A 16,860-nucleotide genomic window follows, 5' to 3' on the forward strand; every position below is an offset into this window, starting at 1 on the left:
GACATGACGATAATGACGACCGCCGCTCGCCTGCCAACGCGCCGCCGTTCGCTCGTGCTGAGTTGCCTGCTAGCACTCTTCCTCCTGCTCGGGGGCGGTGCGCGGCTGCATGCCCAGACCATCGCGGTCATGGTCAATGGCGAGCCCATCACCAATTTCGACATCGAGCAGCGCTCCAAGCTGAACGCGCTGACCGGCGGCAAGGCCCCCGATCGAAAGGCCGTCCTCGACGATTTGATCGACGAGAAGCTGAAGATCAAGGAAGCCAAGAAGTTCGGCGTCGATCCCACCGCCAACGATATCGAGCAGTCCTATGGCGGCATGGCGCAGCGGATGCGGCTGTCCAACGACCAGCTGACCAAGGTGCTGGAGAGCAAGGGCATCCGGCCCGATACGCTGAAACAGCGCATCCGGGCCGACATGGTCTGGACCAGCCTGGTCCGTGGCCGCTTCAAGGAAAGCCTCCAGGTCGGTGAAAAGGACGTCGACACCGCGGTCAAGGGGACCGGCGAGGCCCCCGACGCCGAGGCCTTCGAATACAGGATGCAGCCGGTCGTCCTGATCGTACCGCGCGGCGCTGCGCAGTCCGAATTCGAGGCACGCCGCAAGGAAGCGGACAGTTTGCGCGAGCGCGTCACCAGCTGCGAGGAGGCCAACAGCTTCTTCAAGTCGATGCGCAACGCCGCGATCCGCGAGATCGTGGTGAAGACATCGGCCGACCTGCCGCAGTCGCTGCGCGACATCCTGGATAAGACTCCGGTCGGTCACCTCACCCCTCCCGAGGTCACCAAGCAGGGCGTCGAAATGGTCGCCCTTTGCGGGCGGAAGGCAACCACCGTGGACACGCCGAAGAAGCGTGAGATGCGGGACAAGATGTACGTGCAGAAGTACGAGGCGAAGTCGAAGGCCTACCTGCAGGAAGTCCGCAAGGCCGCGATGATCGAATATCCAGGCGGGCGATGATCGACTATCGTTGACGCATGGCCCAACCTCTCGCACTGACATCCGGCGAGCCCGCAGGCATCGGCCCCGACATCACGCTCGCTGCATGGCTGCGGCGCCGCGAGCTCGATCTTCCGCCGTTCTACCTGCTCGGCGACCGCGCCGCGCTTGCCGAGCGCGCCAGGACGCTCGGGCTCGCCGTCACGTTCGCTGAGGTCAGCGCCGAGGAAGCATCCGCGGCGTTTGCGCGTGCCCTGCCCGTCGTCGCGACCGGCAAGGCGGCAACGGCGCGACCGGGCAAGCCCGACGGGACCAGTGCCGATGCGGCGCTGGCGTCGATCCGTCAGGCCGTCGCCGATGTCACGTCTGGCAAGGCCAGCGCGGTTGTCACCAATCCGATCGCCAAGAACGTGCTGTACCGTGCCGGCTTCCGCCATCCCGGCCACACTGAATTTCTCGCCGAGTTGGCCGCTCCCGGCGAGGCTGCGCCGCAGCCGGTGATGATGTTGTGGTCGCCGGCGCTGGCCGTCGTCCCGGTGACGATCCATGTGTCGGTGCGCGAGGCACTGGCGCAATTGTCGACCGACCTGATCGTGTCGACCGCGCGGATCGTGGTCGCCGACATGAAGGCGCGGTTCGGCCTCGCGGCGCCGCGGCTCGCCATTGCCGGCCTCAACCCGCATGCCGGTGAAGACGGTACGCTCGGCATGGAGGACGTCGAGATCGTCGCGCCCGCGGTCGAGATTCTGCGCCGCGAGGGCATTGCCGCCCGCGGCCCGCTGCCCGCCGACACCATGTTCCACGCCGCCGCGCGAAAAACCTATGACTGCGCGCTCTGCATGTATCACGATCAGGCGCTGATCCCGATCAAGACCATCGCGTTCGAGGATGCCGTCAACGTCACGTTGGGGCTGCCGTTCATCCGGACCTCGCCGGATCACGGCACCGCGTTCGACATCGCCGGCACCGGCAAGGCCAATCCGTCGAGCCTGATCGCCGCGCTGCGGCTCGCCGCGCGCATGGCCGCGGCGTCGAGCTAGGTGAGCGCGATCGACGATCTGCCGCCGCTGCGCGACATCATTCGCGAGCATTCGCTGTCGGCGCGTAAATCGCTCGGCCAGAATTTCCTGCTCGATCTCAACCTGACCGCGCGCATCGCCCGCGCCGCAGGCCCGCTGGAAGATTGCACCGTGATCGAGGTCGGACCCGGCCCCGGCGGACTGACGCGCGCGCTGCTGGCGATGGGTGCCAGGCGCGTCGTCGCGATCGAACGCGACGAGCGCGCGATTGATGCGCTCGACTACATCGTCAAGCGCTACCCCGGCCGCATCGAGATCGTGCATGGCGACGCGCAGCATTTCGATCCGCGTCCCTTGCTTGGTGGGGCTAAGGCCAAGATCGTCGCCAACCTGCCCTACAACATCGCAACCCAGCTGTTGATCGACTGGCTGTCGATCGAGCCGTGGCCGCCCTGGTACGACACCATGGTCTTGATGTTCCAGCGCGAGGTCGCGGAACGGATCGTCGCGCATGAGGACGAGGAGGCCTATGGCCGGCTCGCGGTGCTCGCCAATTGGCGCGCCGAGACCAAGATCCTGTTCGACATCTCGCCCGCAGCGTTCGTGCCGCAGCCGAAGGTGACGTCCTCGGTGGTACGGTTGATCCCGCGCGCCGTGCCCGCACCGTGCGACCGCCGCCTGCTCGAGCAAGTCGCCGCTGCCGCCTTCGGCCAGCGCCGCAAGATGCTGCGCCAAAGCCTGAAATCGCTCTCGGCCGATCCGGCGCGGCTCGCAGCCGCAGCCGGTATCGACGCGACACGGCGTGCCGAAACCATCCCGGTCCCGGGCTTTGTTGCCATGGCGAGGGAATTGGCCGATATACGGTCCACAAAATAGAACAACAGGAGAAAACGTAATGGCGCGCATGGTTCGCCAATCCCTCGTCAAGTTCGATGCACCGCTGTGCGAAACCATCGTCGACACTCCGACGCCGCAGGGACGCGAAGTGCTGGTGCGCATCGAGCGCTGCGGCCTGTGCCATTCCGATCTGCACATCCAGGACGGCTACGCCGATCTCGGCGGCGGCAAGAAGCTCGACACCACCCGCGGCATGACCCTGCCCTTCACGCTCGGCCATGAGATCGCGGGTGTCGTCGACGAGGTCGGTCCTGATGCGCCAAAGGATCTGGTCGGCGCCAAGAAGGCGGTCTTCCCCTGGATCGGCTGCGGCCAATGCCGCGACTGCCTCGCCGGCGACGAGAATCTCTGCGTGAAGCAGCGCTTCCTCGGCGTCTCGATCGACGGCGGCTTCGCCACCCATGTGCTGGTGCCCGACGCAAAGTATCTGCTCGATTACGATCCGCTGCCGGTCAATCAGGCCGCCACGCTGATGTGCTCCGGCGTCACCGCCTATGGCGCGCTGAAGCGCCTGGTCGATCGTCCGCGCCAGCGCAACCTGTTGCTGATCGGTCTCGGCGGCGTCGGCATGATGGGCCTGTCGTTCGCGCAGGCGATGTTCAAGCAGCCGATCACGGTTGCAGATCTCAGCCCCGCGGCGCGCGAGACCGCGCTGAAGAACGGAGCGGCGGCGGCCTACGATCCGGCAGAGCCCGATGTCGTCAAACGCATGCTGAAGGAGAGCGACGGCGGCTTCGACGGCGTCGTCGACTTTGCCGGCAACGAGAAGTCGATGGCGTTTGCGGTGGCGACGGTGGCACGCGGCGGCAAGATCGTGGTGTCCGGCCTGATGGGCGGCCAGTTCACGCTGCCGATGGTGCAATGGGTCTACAAGCGCATGACCATCGAAGGCTTCATGGTGGGCACGCTGGCCGAGGGCCAGGAGCTGATGGCGCTCGCCCGCGCCGGCAAGATCAAGCCGACGCCGATGAAGGAAGAGCCGATGGCCGACGTCCAGAAATGGATCGATGAACTCCGTGCCGGCAAGGTCGTGGGACGCATCGTACTGAAGAACTAAGTACTGAAGAACTAACCGTGATGTCCCGCCGGCGCTGTAGCGCCGGCGGGACATCATGTTTCTTGCGATGTTTCTTGCGCCACAGCTTGGTCGCGCCGGACGCCATCGGTCCAGCGCAGCCTTCCTCGGCCACCGGCTCGCCCCAATTGCGGCACGCTGCGAGCCTCAATTAAGCCCAACCCGTTCCGGATTTGCGGCGCATTGCGACCCAACTCTTTACCGAGATTGGTTGCACCAGCGTTTGCGTAAAAAAGAATACCGGGGACGCGTATGTCAAATCGTTCAGCGAAATTCGCTGCGGCGCTTGCCGCCAGCATTGTGGCCGGGGCCAACTTCGGCGCCGTGGCCGAGAACGCCGCCGCTCCGGCGGTAACCAATACGGCGAACACCAAGACGGCCGACACCTGTCAGTCCGCGCCGAAGGGAACCGCGCCGGCGGGGAGCCACTGGTTCTACCACCTCGACCGCAGCACCCAGAAGAAGTGCTGGTACCTTGGTGATGCCAAGAACAAGGTTGTCGCCAAGACCGCGACAGCGCAGCAGCAGCCCGCGGCCGCGCCCGACACCGCGACGGCCGACGCGGCGCCGCCACCGAGCCAGCCGGCGCCGGCAGCGCAGCCGGCGCCGCAACCGGCGATGCGCAAATCGGTTGCCAACGCCCATGCCGAATGGCCCTCGCAGCAGGCCGCGCCTGTTGCAAGCCCGGATGCAGGTCAGGCTGGCGGCACGCCGGCGTCGACCGATCCGGCGGCATCAGCCGCGCCCACCGGCGCAAACGGCCAGCCATCGGACGTGAACGCCAGGTGGCTGGATGCATCGAGCATGGCTGGGACCAACGGAACCCGGCATGCCGCGGACCAGCCGACCGTGGTCGCCCAGGCCGACGCGACGCCGCAGCAAGCGGCCGCGCCGGCACCAGCGGCCGCCGCTGCGGCCGAGGCGCCCGCGGACAAGTCATCGTCCTCGACGCAGATGTTGCTGATCGTGATGGTCGGAGCGCTGGCGCTGGCCGGCCTGGTCAGCGCGCTGGTGTTCCGCCTGACACGCACGCGGACGCCGCCCTACCAGATCAAGGACGAGTGGCAGGCGCCCTGGGATTCGCTCCACACCGAGCCGGCGCCGCCGATGGCGGTGGTCGGCCGCGACCGTCCGCTGCGCCTGTCGGAGGCCCCCCCGCGCCGTGCCGAGACCCCGGTTCCGCGCCGCGCCGAGACGCCGGCGCCGCGTCGTGAGGCGGCCCGTGATCCGGCCCAGAGCGAGCAGGACAACCGGCAGATCGCAGCGATGCTGCAGCGGCTGGCGCGCAGCGCGGCGAACTAGGCCAGTTAGGAAATGAACTCGTGATGCGATCGCTGCGATCGCATCACCATCCCGCAGCGTTACTTCTCGAGCTGGCGTCGCAGGTCGCGTACGAATTCGGTCAAGCCGGTTCTCCGCTGGCGCTTGAGCCGTTCGGCCTTCAGAATCGACTGCACTTCAGCAAATGCGTCGTCGATGTTCTGATTGACCACGATGTAGTCGTATTCGGCCCAATGGCTCAGTTCGTCGGAAGCCCGGTTCATCCGCCCACGGATGACCTCCTCCGAGTCCTGTGCCCGCGTATGCAAGCGCTTCTCAAGGTCGGCCGCAGACGGCGGGAGGATGAAGACCCTCACGACGTCGGTCTGTAATTTCTGGTGAAGCTGCTGCGTACCTTGCCAATCGATGTCGAACAGCACATCCTGCCCCACCGACAACGCCGCCTCGACCGGCGCGCGCGGCGTGCCGTAGAGATTGTCGAACACGGTCGCCCATTCGAGCAGCTCACCCTGCTCGACCATGGTCTCGAACGTCTTCTTGTCGACGAAGAAATAGTCGCGACCGTCGACCTCACCCGGACGCCGCGCCCGCGTCGTCGCCGACACCGACATTTTCAGGCCCGGTTCGCGATCGAGCAGCATGCGCGACAGCGTCGTCTTGCCGGCGCCCGAGGGCGACGACAGCACGAACATCAGTCCGCGCCGCTCTACGCCGTCAAAACCCTGCGCCGTCATCATTCACTCCAGATTCTGGACCTGTTCGCGGAACTGCTCGACCACGTTCTTCATTTCAAGCCCGGTATTGGTCAGCTCGACATCGTTCGACTTCGAGCAGCAGGTGTTGACCTCGCGATTGAACTCCTGGGCGAGGAAGTCGAGCCGCCGCCCGACCGGGCCGCCCTTTCCGATCATCTCGCGCGCCTGGGCGATGTGCGAGGCGATGCGGTCGAGCTCCTCGCGGATATCGGCCTTGGTCGCGATCAGGATCGCCTCCTGGCTGAGCCGGTCGGCATCGAAGCGATCGGAGGTCTCCAGCAGCGCGGCGATCTGCTCGGCGAGCCGCGCCTTGATCGCCTCGGGCTTACGGCCGGGCGCCGCCTCGGCGCGCTTGGCGAGCCGCTCGATCTCGTCCATCCGCTGCATCAGGATCTGGCCCAGCGCATCGCCCTCGCGGCGGCGCATCTCGACGAGGCTCGCGAGCGCCTGCTCGAAGGCCATCGCCGCGGCCTCGCGCGCCGCCTTGTCCTCCTCCTCGTTGCTCTCGGGCTCAACCACCTCGATGACGCCCTTGATGCCGAGCAGTCCGTCGATGCTCGGCGCCACCGCGTCGATGCGTTGCGCGAGCGTGCCCGCGACCTTCACGACGGCGGCCAGCACGTCCTCATTGATGCGGATGGTCTGCGCCGCGTCGGTGCGCTTGACGCTTAGATTGGCGTAGACCGTGCCGCGCGACAGCATCTCGCCGGCGCGCTTCTTGGCCAGCGCCTCCAGTTCGTCCCAGCCCGGCGGCAGCCGCAACCGCAGATCAAAACCCTTGGCATTGACCGACTTCAGCTCCCACTCGAACGTATAGGGACCACTCGCGCCATGGCTTCGGGCAAAGCCAGTCATGCTCGACAGCGCCATCGCGTGAACTCTCCAACAGAATGATTTGAGACTCCCCCCGAGCCCGCGGGACTCGTGAGCAGCCGGTGCGATCTTAAAACGGATTCCGTGAAAGTGGAATTACGTCCACCTCCGGGAAACGAGAAGCTAGCGCTGCACGACGGGCGGCGAAGTGGTCTGCTGGGCTGCGCCCTGGCGACCGCTGCGCGGCGGCTTCTTCTGATTGGTGGGCTTCGGCGGCGTGGTCGCCGTGGGATTGCTGTCCGCCGCGCCCGGCGCCGCAGCGGCAGGCGCGGGATCATCCGCAGGCTCGACTGTGTCGTTCTGGATCTGCTTTTCCGAGGCGCGCAGCTTGGCGACGTTCTTGGCGTGCTGGTCGTAGGTCTCGGTAAAGGCGTGGCCGCCGGTTCCGTCGGCAACAAAGAACAGGTCGCGGGTGCGCGCCGGATTGGCGGTCGCCTCCAGCGAGGCGCGGCCGGGATTGGCAATCGGTCCGGGCGGCAGGCCCTCGATCACATAGGTGTTGTAGGGCGACGGCTGCGTGATCTCGCTGCGCTTGATCGGCCGTCCCAGCGTGCCCTTGCCGCCGACCAGCCCGTAGATGATCGTCGGGTCGGATTGCAGCTTCATGCGCTGGCGCAGCCGGTTGACGAACACCGCGGCGACGCGGCTGCGCTCGTCGGCGCGGCCGGTTTCCTTCTCGACGATCGAGGCCAGCGTCACCAGCTGGTCCGGCGATTTCAGCGGCGTATCGGTGTTGCGGCGTTCCCAGATCTCCGCGAGCACGCGCTTCTGCGCCTGCTGCAGGCGCTGGATCACCTGGTCGCGCGTGGTGCCGCGCGGGAATTTGTAAGTCTCCGGCAAGAGCGTGCCCTCGCGCGGGATCTCGCGCACCGAGCCGGTGAAGATGTCGTTGTCGGAGAGCCGCGACACGATCTGCTCGGAGGTCAGGCCCTCGGGAATCGTGATGGCGTGCTGCACCACCTTGCCGTCGACGATGGTGGCGATGACGTCGCGCAGGCTGGCATTCTTCTGGAACGAATATTCGCCGGGCTTGAGGTCGGAGCTCGCCTTCAGCGCAAACACGCCGCCGATGAACACCCACGGATTGACGTTGATCACGCCCTCGCGCGACAGCACGTCGGCGATGTCGCGCTTGCCGGCGCGCGCGGGAATGTTGACGATCTTGTCTTCCTGCAGCGGTCCCGGCGATTCCAGCGCCTGCTTGCCATAGTAATAGGTCGCGCCGGCGCCGAGCATCAGGATGATCAGGATCGTGAAGATGGCGTTGCCGACGATCACGAAGGGATTGCGGGCGCGATCCGAGCGCTTGGGCGGCGGCGGAACCTGCTCGGGCTCCAGCGCCGCGCGGGGACTCCTCGGTGAAATGGGCGGCCTCTCACTCATCGATGCAAACCAATATCCTGCCGGTTGAATCGTGGCCGGACAAACCCCTGCCCCGCCAATAGCATACGCCCGCTATTAGGAGTCACCGCGGAATACGGCAAAACGGTGGACTAGTGCTAAAGTCCCATTCCGATTGAATCGGGACGGGACTTCAGATTCTTGTTTTGACGCGTTTTCTTCACGCGAACCGGTACCCACTTCGCTCGAAAACGCTCTCAACACCTACTAATTGGTCACGCGCTGCACGATCACGGAGGCGTTGGTGCCGCCGAAACCGAAGGAATTGGACAGCGCCACATTGACGTCACGCTTGCGCGACGTATGCGGCACCAGATCAATCGCGGTTTGCACCGACGGATTGTCGAGATTGATGGTCGGCGGCACCACATTATCGCGAATCGCCAGGATCGCGAAGATCGCCTCGATCGCGCCGGCCGCGCCGAGCAGATGTCCGGTCGCGGACTTGGTCGACGACATCGAAACTTTCGAAGCCGCATTGCCGAGCAGACGCTCGACCGCGCCGAGCTCGATCTCGTCGCCGACCTGCGTCGAGGTGCCGTGCGCATTGATGTAATCGAGATCGGATGCCGCAAGGCCGGCGCGCTTCAACGCCATGCTCATGCTGCGGAAGCCGCCATTGCCGTCCGGCGGCGGCGAGGTGATGTGAAAGGCATCGCCCGACAGGCCGTAGCCGGTGACCTCGGCATAGATCTTGGCGCCGCGCCGCTTGGCGTGCTCGTATTCCTCGAGCACCAGGACGCCGGCGCCCTCGCCCATCACGAAGCCGTCGCGATCCTTGTCGTAGGGCCGCGATGCCTTGGTCGGGTTGTCGTTGAAGCCGGTCGACAGCGCCCGCGCCGCGCAGAAGCCGGCAATGCCGATGCGCGAGATCGGCGATTCGGCACCGCCCGCGACCATCACCTCGGCGTCGCCCAGCGCGATCAGCCGCGCCGCGTCGCCGACCGCATGCGCGCCGGTCGAGCACGCCGTGACGACCGCATGATTGGGACCCTTCAGGCCGTGCTCGATCGAGACATAGCCTGACGCCAGATTGATCAGGCGGCCCGGGATGAAGAAGGGAGAAACCCTGCGCGGTCCACGCTCCTTCAGGAGCACCGCGGTTTCGGCAATGCCGGTGAGGCCGCCGATGCCGGAGCCGATCATCGTGCCGGTGGCGAACTGGTCCTCATCGGAGGTCGGATGCCAGTTGGCATCATCAAGTGCCTGCTTGGCCGCGCACATCGCATAGAGGATGAAATCGTCGACCTTGCGCTGGTCCTTCGGCTCCATCCACTGGTCGGGATTGAAGGTGCCATTGGAGCCGTCGCCGCGCGGAATGTAGCAGGCGACCTGGCTCGGCAGGTCCGACACTTCGAAGGTATCGATTTTCTTGCCGCCGCTGTCTCCGGCGAGGATACGCGCCCAAGTTGCGTCAACGCCGCAGCCGAGCGGTGTAAGCATGCCCAGCCCCGTGACGACAACTCGTCTCATTTCCACCTCTCCGGCCGGCAATGCGCGGCAAATAGTAAGAAGCCGGGGGACCGCTCGACCGCGATCCGTCCGGCCCCGTCAACTTCGCGATCGGCGTCAGCTCTTCGCGTTCTTCTCAAGAAACTTGGTCGCGTCGCCGACGGTCAGAATCGTCTCCGCCGCGTCGTCCGGAATCTCGCAACCGAATTCTTCTTCGAAAGCCATCACGAGCTCGACGGTGTCGAGGCTGTCGGCGCCGAGGTCATCGATGAAGCTCGCGCTATCGACCACCTTCTCGGGCTCGACACCAAGGTGCTCGACCACAATCTTCTTAACCCGCTCGCCAATCTCACTCATCGTTCAACCTCGTTGTTCCATTGGACCCGACCCCAAGACGATACGAGCCATCGTGGTCGTCTCGATTACTCAGTCGCGCATAGTCTTGATTCGGCCCGGTCGTAGCCGACTAAAGCCCCGGCGAACGGCAGGCGTCGCCACGCCAATATACAGGGTTTCAAAATCCTGCAATGGCGTTCTTCGCCCATCCACGGGGGTTCAGCTACCATACTTCCAAAGCCTTGACTACACGCCTGAACCGGCTCCCGAAAACGGCTTTTCGCCGCATTGCGAGAACCGGTAAGTAGCTCAAATCATGGCCATCCCACCGTTGACGTGAATCGTCTGTCCGGTGACGTAGGCGGCCTCGTTGGAGGCCAGATAGACCGCCGCTGCGGCGATATCCTCGGGCGTTCCAAGCCGCGCCGCAGGAACCTTGGCCAGGATGGCCTCGCGCTGCTTGTCGTTCAGCGCATCGGTCATCGGCGTCTTGATGAAACCCGGCGCGATGCAGTTGGCGGTGACGCCGCGCTTGGCGTATTCGGCGCCCAGCGTCTTGATCAGGCCGATGATGCCGGCCTTCGACGCGGTGTAATTGCCCTGCCCCGGATTGCCGGTGACGCCGACGATCGAGGTGATCGCGATGATGCGGCCGAAGCGCTTGCGCATCATCAGTTTGGTCGCGGCACGCGCCAGGCGGAAGGTCGCGGTCAGGTTGACGGCGATAACGTCGTCCCAATCCTCGTCGCGCAACTGCACGAACAGATTGTCGCGGGTGATGCCGGCGTTCGCGATCAGGATGTCGACCTGACCCATCGCGGCTTCCGCTGCCGGCACCAGCGCCTCGACATCGTCCTTGCTGGAGAGATTGCACGGCAGCACATGCACGCGCTCGCCGAGCTTCGCCGCGAAGCCGTCCAGCACCTCGCGCCGCGTCCCCGAAATCGCCACCGTCGCGCCCTGCGCGTGCAGCGCCTGCGCGATGGCGCCGCCGATGCCGCCGGTTGCGCCCGTCACCAGCGCGGTCTTGCCAGTCAGATCAAACATCGAATTCTCCTTCCGGCTCTTTACGCCGACGCTGCCAGCGCATCCTTGGCTGCAGCAATATCGTTCGGGCCGCCGACGGAAACGCCGACCGCACCATCGGCGATGCGCTTGACGAGACCGCTCAGCACCTTGCCGGCGCCGATCTCGAAGAACCGCGTCACGCCCTGCCCTGCCATATAGGCAACCGACTCGCGCCAGCGAACGGTGCCGGTGACCTGCTCGATCAGGCGGCGGCGGATCTCGTCGGGATCAGTGATCGCGGAAGCCAGCACGTTGCAGACCAGCGGCGCCGCGGGCGCCTTGATGGTGACGCCGGACAGCGCCTCTGCCATCGCATCGGCCGCCGGCTGCATCAGCTTGCAGTGGAACGGGGCCGACACCGGCAGCAGCATCGCGCGTTTTGCCCCTTTGGTCTTAGCGATCTCGACCGCACGATCGACCGCAGCCTTGTCGCCGGAGACCACCACCTGGCCACCGCCATTGTCGTTGGCGGCCTGGCAGACCTGGCCCTGCGCCGCCTCGTTGGCGACCGCCACCGCCGCCTCGTAGTCGAGGCCGAGCAGCGCAGCCATCGCACCGGCGCCGACCGGCACCGCCTTCTGCATCGCAAGCCCGCGGGTGCGCAGCAGCCGCGCGGTGTCGCTGACGGTCAGGCTGCCGGCGGCGGCAAGCGCCGAATATTCGCCGAGCGAGTGTCCGGCAACGAAGGCCGCGTCGCGGCCTACCGAGAAGCCGGCCTCGCTCTCCAGCACGCGCAGGGTGGCGATCGAGACCGCCATCAGCGCCGGCTGGGCATTTTCGGTGAGTTGCAGCGTCTCGCCCGGACCATCCCAGATGATCGCGGTCAGCTTCTCGCCCAGCGCGGAGTCGACCTCGTCGAACACCGCCTTGGCGACCGGAAAGGCGTCGGCCAGGGCCTTGCCCATGCCGACCGCCTGCGAGCCCTGCCCGGGAAACGTAAATGCTGCCGTCATCGGCGATCCCTACCTTGTTGAGCGCGATCCCCGCGCAAGCGCCTCGCCTGCCGCAGGGAGAAAACGGTATCCGCCTCGCGCGAGGCGCGCCACACAGCGGGTCCAAGCCACTCCCTTGCAACCAATCCTTGCAATCGGCTCCGGACCGGGCCGTAAGACACTGATGGGGGGCGCGCTGTCAAGCCGCGTGGGCGGAACCCTGGGGATGTTGGACGGGTTCGGCGCTAAAATCCGCCGGCATTCTGGTCGGCGTTAACCTTGCCCCCGGCCCGCGCCCGGCGGGCGCTGTTGACCAGCTGGCCCGGGCGATCCTCATGGGCGGGCCTGGCCGTCGCCAGCCGCAGCACGGCGGCGTAGCCCGGCTGCACCTCCATCCGCTCGGCATAGCGGCTTCCGCTCAGGATGCGGTGGACGCGCGGCAGGTTGTAGCAAGGCACGTAGAACAGCAGATGATGCTCGAGGTGATAGTTCACGTAATACGGCGCGATGAACAGCCGCTCGAGCGCATTGGCCCGCGTGGTGCGGGTGTTGCGCAGCGGATCGGAGCTGTCGGGCACGACGGCATGTTCGGCGATGTTGCGGATCCGCGTGATCACCATCATCCAGGTCAAGAGCGGCACCAGCCATAGCAGCGGATAGGCCCACCACACGCCCGCGCCGGCAAGGGCCGCGAACAGCAGCGCGTTGGTGACGCATTGCGGCCCGAGCTTCTGCCAGAAACTCGCCGCACGCCGCGACAGCGGCCACTCCTTCGGCCCGATCGCATTGAGCAGCTGCGCCTTGCGCTGCTGGTAGCCGGTCTGCCCGGTGATGTCGCGGAAGAACTTGCGGCGGTAGCTCATCCTGGTGATCGGAAACGGCGCCGACAGCACGAGATCCGGATCATCCTCCTGCTGCGTCCGCGCATGATGCTGCAAATGATAGCGCCGATAGCCGCGGGTTTCCGCGAAGATCGGATAGGCACAGAACCACTGGCTCAGCGTGAGATTGGTCTTCTCGTCGGCAGAGAGACAACCATGCGCGCCGTCATGCATCAGGATGGCAAGGCCGAGCTGGCGCGAGCCGATGATCGCAACCGCCAGCAGATAGGTCAGCGGATTGGGCCACCACGCAACCAACGCGATCGCCCCGATGATCAGCGCCCAGGCATGCGCGATCAAGGCCACGCCCTTCCACGTCGCGCGCTCCCGCACGGACACCAGCTCGTCTTCGGACAGGAAATCGCGGGCTCGCATGCGCAGCGCGGTCATGAGCTTGTCTCCCCGTCCGTTGAAGTGCTGGGATCGCCGACCAGGCGCAGGCGCGTCGTGTCAGCAGTCGATGTCGATGTCGCCTGTTCGCCGAGTGCGCGCAGCAAATCGCGACACATTTCCTCGGCGCTGCGGCCCATCGCAAAACCCTCGACGATCACGCCGATTGCAATCGCCCAGAAGCGCCGCGAGCTCTCTTCGGGGGCGCGCAGCGAGCGCCAGCCGTGGCGCTCGACCTGACCCGCATAGGCCCGCGCGCCCTCGCTGTGCAGACGCTCGATGGTGCGCTCGACCAGCGGTGCGAGATCCTGCCGGCGCCGCGTCAGCGTCAGGGCCTCGGCAAAGAAGGCGACCGTGTCGGTCGCGGTCACGGTCTCGGCCAAAGCGTGGGTGTACTCCCGCGGCGTGTGCGCCGTCAGGGCCGCCTGCTCGGTCGCACGCGCAAGGTAGAGCATGTCGCGGCTGGCGGCTTCGACGAACAGCGCCTCCTTGGTGCGGAAGTAATAGGTGATCTGGCTCGGGAAGGCGTCGGCGGCCGCGGCGATGTCGGAAATCGAGGTGCCCGAGAGCCCGCGCTCCTTGAACAGGCGGCTGGCGGCATCGAGCAGCAGCGACCGCATCTTGCGCCCCGCGGACCGTGTCGCGCGGACGGCGTGCTTCGGATCGGACGCAGGCATGCCGCTGGCGGTCTCCGAACCCATCGATCATCCTCCCAAGTTATTTGTATGACATACAAACAAAGAAATCAACAGGAAATAGCCCAAAGTTGCGCCAGGCGGCCCAGAGGGCTACGCCGTCCTGCAATCCGGCGGCCGAGACCGGCTGCGCACGCTTGCTTTCGCGGCCAAAATCCGTATAAGCGCGCCATTCGTGGGCTCCGGCCGGGAGCTGAACGGACGGTCTCAGCAAACTCGCGCGTTGATTTCCTCACCCGCTGATTTTGATGTGGCAGGGCCAGTCGGCCCGTCGTCCCGTGCTCCCGCCTTCTGAGCAGCTCGAGTCCTTTCCGAAGGTCTCGAAGGGCTTGTCGCCGGAAACCCGCGCCAACACAGGAAAGGACAACCATGCCTCTTTACGAGCATGTTTTTCTCGCGCGTCAGGATGCGAGCACCCAGCAGGTGGATGAACTGACGGCCCAGATGACGGGCATTGTCGAACAGGGCGGCGGCAAGGTCACCAAGACCGAGAGCTGGGGCGTGCGCTCGCTTACCTATCGCATGAACAAGAACCGCAAGGCGCATTTCGTGCTGATGAACATCGACGCACCGTCGGCTGTCGTCACCGAGATCGAGCGCCAGGAGCGGATCAACGAAGACGTCATCCGTTACCTCACCGTGCGCGTCGAAGAGCACGAGGAAGGCCCGTCCGCGATGATGCGCAAGGCCGACCGTGATCGCGAGCGCGACGACCGTGGCGGCGGCTTCCGTGGCGACCGCGAAGGCGGTTTCCGTGGTGACCGCGAAGGTGGCGGCTTCCGTGGCGACCGCGGTCCGCGCCGTCCGCGCGACGAAGAAGCTGCGACCGAGGAGTAATGAATCATGGCTGATGCTGGTGCCCGCCGTCCGTTTTTCCGTCGCCGCAAGTCCTGCCCGTTCACGGGCGCGAATGCGCCGAAGATCGACTACAAGGATTCCAAGCTGCTGATGCGTTACGTCTCCGAGCGCGGCAAGATCGTGCCGAGCCGCATCACGGCCGTGTCCGCCAAGAAGCAGCGTGAACTCGCCCGCGCCATCAAGCGCGCGCGCTTCCTCGGCCTGCTGCCTTACGTGATCCGCTAATAGTTTCCGGCCGGCGGCATTCGTCGCCGGCCGCTCATTCTCATAAGGCTTCCGGGTCGTCCGGTCGCCGATGGTTGGGGTTCTCGAGCAGAACCCCTAACCGCTCAAAGGGGGCGGGACAGCTGATGATCGGGATATTCACCGTTGCACTCGCCGCCGGCGCCGCGTCGGCGTTGATGTTCGCCTCGACCAGTTCGGGCGTGCTGGTCTCGCTGTTGCTGGCCTATTTTGCGCCGTTGCCGCTGATCGTGGCGGCGCTTGGCTGGGGGCCGCTGGCCGGTGCCGTGAGCGGCATCGTCGCAACCATCGCATTGACCGCGCTTCCCGGCATGTTCCACGGCTTCCGCTTCGCGCTCACGGGCGCGTTGCCGGCGTGGTGGCTCGGCTATCTTGCCCTGCTCGGACGGCCAGTCGCTGCGGCGACGCCGGGTAACGCTGCTGACCTGGAATGGTATCCGGTTGGCCGTATCCTGCTTTGGATCGCGATCATAGCTACTCTCACGGCGGTGGCCATCCTGTGGATCTACAGCGTCGACGTCGAAACGATTGCCGAGCCGATGCGGCAGTTGCTCAGCGAGATCGCGCGTCAGGCTGAAGTCGATTGGACGCCCGAGCAAATCGCATCGCGCGCCAGGTTGTTTGGCTATCTCAGCCCGCTGGTATTCTCGGCGAACGCAGCGTTGATGTGGGTACTCAACCTCTGGCTTGCTGCCAAAGTCGCGCTGACATCCGGGCGCCTGCATCGCCCATGGCCCGATGTGCGAAGCGTCATGCTGCCGCCGATCACGCTTGCAATCCTGGCGGTCGCCATCGCTTTCTGCTTTTTCGGCGGCTGGTTCGCGATGCTCGCAGGCACCGTCGTAGGTGCGTTGCTGTTTGCCTACGCTGTCGTCGGCTTTGCCGTCGTGCACGTTCTGACCTTGTCGGCCAGCAATCGCACGTTCAGGCTGACCTGCGCCTACGTCGTCACGGTCGCGCTCAGTCTAGTCCTGTCAGGCATACCGGTCCTCGTAATGGCCGCGCTCGGCATCGCCGACGCCGTGCTCGGATTGCGCCAGCGCTTTCTGCAAACCAGACCGCCGCCCTTGCCGGCCGAGTGAGATTCGATCCAACCACTCAAACAATACTTAGCATCTCAAAGGAGAACGAAAATGGAAGTCATTCTGCTCGAACGCGTCGCCAAGCTTGGCCAGATGGGCGAAGTCGTGCGCGTCAAGGACGGGTTCGCCCGCAATTTCCTGCTGAAGCGCGGCAAGGCGCTGCGCGCCACCGAGGCGAACCGCGCCAAGTATGACGGCATGAAGGCCGAGCTCGAGGCCAACAACATCAAGGCCAAGGGCGAAGCCGCCAAGGTCGCCGAGAAGATCGACGGCCGCGACATCGTCATCATCCGCCAGGCCTCCGAATCCGGCCAGCTGTTCGGCTCGGTCACCGTGCGCGACATCGTCGCCGCGCTGGCGACCGATGGCGTGACGGTGTCCCGTCCGCAGGTCTGGCTCGACTCGCCGATCAAGGTGATCGGCCAGCAGAAGGTGACGATCGCGGTCCACCCCGAAGTCGAGACCAGCGTCACCGTGACGGTCGCCCGCTCCGCCGACGAGGCCGAGCGCATCAAGCGCGGCGAGGACATCTCGACCCGCCAGGAAGATCAGGATGCCGCCGCCGAGGCCCTTGCCGCCGCCGGCGAGTTCTTCGATCCGGAAGCCCAGCACGACGAAGCCGCACCGGCTCCGGCTGCCGAAGAGAAGTAAGCTTCTCTGCATCATCCAACCGACCAAGC

Annotated in this window: 18 protein-coding genes; 9 read left to right on the plus strand and 9 right to left on the minus strand. The window is 65.7% G+C overall.

All coding sequences use genetic code 11. The features are described from left to right. The first annotated feature begins 12 nt into the window (after window positions 1-12). The 5 genes from ACVIW0_RS21285 (at window position 13) to ACVIW0_RS21305 (ending at window position 5,235) form a co-directional block, all read left to right on the plus strand. The gene (locus ACVIW0_RS21285) at window positions 13-963 is read left to right on the plus strand and encodes a SurA N-terminal domain-containing protein (protein WP_461354103.1); all 951 of its coding nucleotides are present in this window, start codon (window positions 13-15) and stop codon (window positions 961-963) included. Window positions 964-980: 17 nt separating this feature from the next. Then, complete coding sequence (gene pdxA / locus ACVIW0_RS21290; RefSeq protein WP_461354104.1) at window positions 981-1,982, plus strand: 4-hydroxythreonine-4-phosphate dehydrogenase PdxA; 1,002 nt, start codon at window positions 981-983, stop codon at window positions 1,980-1,982. Continuing rightward, window positions 1,983-2,837, plus strand: coding sequence for a 16S rRNA (adenine(1518)-N(6)/adenine(1519)-N(6))-dimethyltransferase RsmA (gene rsmA / locus ACVIW0_RS21295; RefSeq protein ID WP_461354105.1), 855 nt, complete (start codon window positions 1,983-1,985; stop codon window positions 2,835-2,837). A 19-nt stretch (window positions 2,838-2,856) separates the two neighbouring features. Continuing rightward, the gene (locus ACVIW0_RS21300; RefSeq protein WP_461354106.1) at window positions 2,857-3,915 is read left to right on the plus strand and encodes an alcohol dehydrogenase; all 1,059 of its coding nucleotides are present in this window, start codon (window positions 2,857-2,859) and stop codon (window positions 3,913-3,915) included. Window positions 3,916-4,185: 270 nt separating this feature from the next. After that, window positions 4,186-5,235 (plus strand): hypothetical protein, encoded by a 1,050-nt coding sequence (locus ACVIW0_RS21305; RefSeq protein ID WP_461354107.1) that lies wholly within the window; start codon window positions 4,186-4,188, stop codon window positions 5,233-5,235. A gap of 59 nt (window positions 5,236-5,294) precedes the next feature. Here the strand turns inward: ACVIW0_RS21305 and gmk are convergent, their stop codons facing one another. The 9 genes from gmk to ACVIW0_RS21350 form a co-directional block, all read right to left on the minus strand. Further along, window positions 5,295-5,948: a guanylate kinase gene (gene gmk / locus ACVIW0_RS21310; protein ID WP_461354108.1), complete on the minus strand. Its 654-nt coding sequence runs from the start codon at window positions 5,946-5,948 to the stop codon at window positions 5,295-5,297. A gap of 3 nt (window positions 5,949-5,951) precedes the next feature. Continuing rightward, on the minus strand, window positions 5,952-6,839 hold the full coding sequence (locus ACVIW0_RS21315) for a YicC/YloC family endoribonuclease (protein ID WP_461354109.1): 888 nt from the start codon (window positions 6,837-6,839) through the stop codon (window positions 5,952-5,954). 126 nt (window positions 6,840-6,965) lie between these two features. Beyond that, window positions 6,966-8,225 carry an endolytic transglycosylase MltG gene (mltG, locus tag ACVIW0_RS21320; RefSeq protein WP_461354110.1) on the minus strand — a complete coding sequence of 420 codons (1,260 nt, stop codon included), beginning with the start codon at window positions 8,223-8,225 and terminating at the stop codon, window positions 6,966-6,968. A 225-nt stretch (window positions 8,226-8,450) separates the two neighbouring features. Further along, the gene (gene fabF, locus ACVIW0_RS21325; RefSeq protein ID WP_461354111.1) at window positions 8,451-9,716 is read right to left on the minus strand and encodes a beta-ketoacyl-ACP synthase II; all 1,266 of its coding nucleotides are present in this window, start codon (window positions 9,714-9,716) and stop codon (window positions 8,451-8,453) included. A gap of 96 nt (window positions 9,717-9,812) precedes the next feature. Then, window positions 9,813-10,052 (minus strand): acyl carrier protein, encoded by a 240-nt coding sequence (locus tag ACVIW0_RS21330; RefSeq protein ID WP_002716125.1) that lies wholly within the window; start codon window positions 10,050-10,052, stop codon window positions 9,813-9,815. 288 nt (window positions 10,053-10,340) lie between these two features. Further along, entirely contained in the window at window positions 10,341-11,078 is a 738-nt protein-coding gene (gene fabG, locus ACVIW0_RS21335) for a 3-oxoacyl-[acyl-carrier-protein] reductase (RefSeq protein WP_018271293.1), read from the minus strand. Between the two features lie 20 nt (window positions 11,079-11,098). Further along, window positions 11,099-12,052, minus strand: a complete 954-nt coding sequence (fabD, locus tag ACVIW0_RS21340; RefSeq protein ID WP_461354112.1) for an ACP S-malonyltransferase — start codon at window positions 12,050-12,052, stop codon at window positions 11,099-11,101. A gap of 224 nt (window positions 12,053-12,276) precedes the next feature. Beyond that, window positions 12,277-13,302 carry a fatty acid desaturase family protein gene (locus tag ACVIW0_RS21345; RefSeq protein WP_461354113.1) on the minus strand — a complete coding sequence of 342 codons (1,026 nt, stop codon included), beginning with the start codon at window positions 13,300-13,302 and terminating at the stop codon, window positions 12,277-12,279. Beyond that, window positions 13,299-14,003 (minus strand): TetR/AcrR family transcriptional regulator C-terminal domain-containing protein, encoded by a 705-nt coding sequence (locus ACVIW0_RS21350; protein WP_461354114.1) that lies wholly within the window; start codon window positions 14,001-14,003, stop codon window positions 13,299-13,301. The genes ACVIW0_RS21345 and ACVIW0_RS21350 overlap by 4 nt, the downstream gene beginning before the upstream one ends. 363 nt (window positions 14,004-14,366) lie before the next feature. Here ACVIW0_RS21350 and rpsF point away from each other — a divergent pair, with 363 nt between their 5' ends. From rpsF to rplI, 4 genes are all read left to right on the plus strand, one after another. Further along, entirely contained in the window at window positions 14,367-14,834 is a 468-nt protein-coding gene (gene rpsF / locus ACVIW0_RS21355) for a 30S ribosomal protein S6 (protein WP_279706200.1), read from the plus strand. 6 nt (window positions 14,835-14,840) lie between these two features. Continuing rightward, the gene (rpsR, locus tag ACVIW0_RS21360) at window positions 14,841-15,080 is read left to right on the plus strand and encodes a 30S ribosomal protein S18 (RefSeq protein ID WP_016844287.1); all 240 of its coding nucleotides are present in this window, start codon (window positions 14,841-14,843) and stop codon (window positions 15,078-15,080) included. Between the two features lie 176 nt (window positions 15,081-15,256). Further along, window positions 15,257-16,180, plus strand: coding sequence for a DUF2232 domain-containing protein (locus ACVIW0_RS21365; protein WP_461357385.1), 924 nt, complete (start codon window positions 15,257-15,259; stop codon window positions 16,178-16,180). A gap of 51 nt (window positions 16,181-16,231) precedes the next feature. Further along, entirely contained in the window at window positions 16,232-16,831 is a 600-nt protein-coding gene (gene rplI, locus ACVIW0_RS21370) for a 50S ribosomal protein L9 (protein ID WP_461354115.1), read from the plus strand. Window positions 16,832-16,860: the final 29 nt, after the last annotated feature.

The organism is Bradyrhizobium sp. USDA 4454 (genome assembly GCF_054822705.1).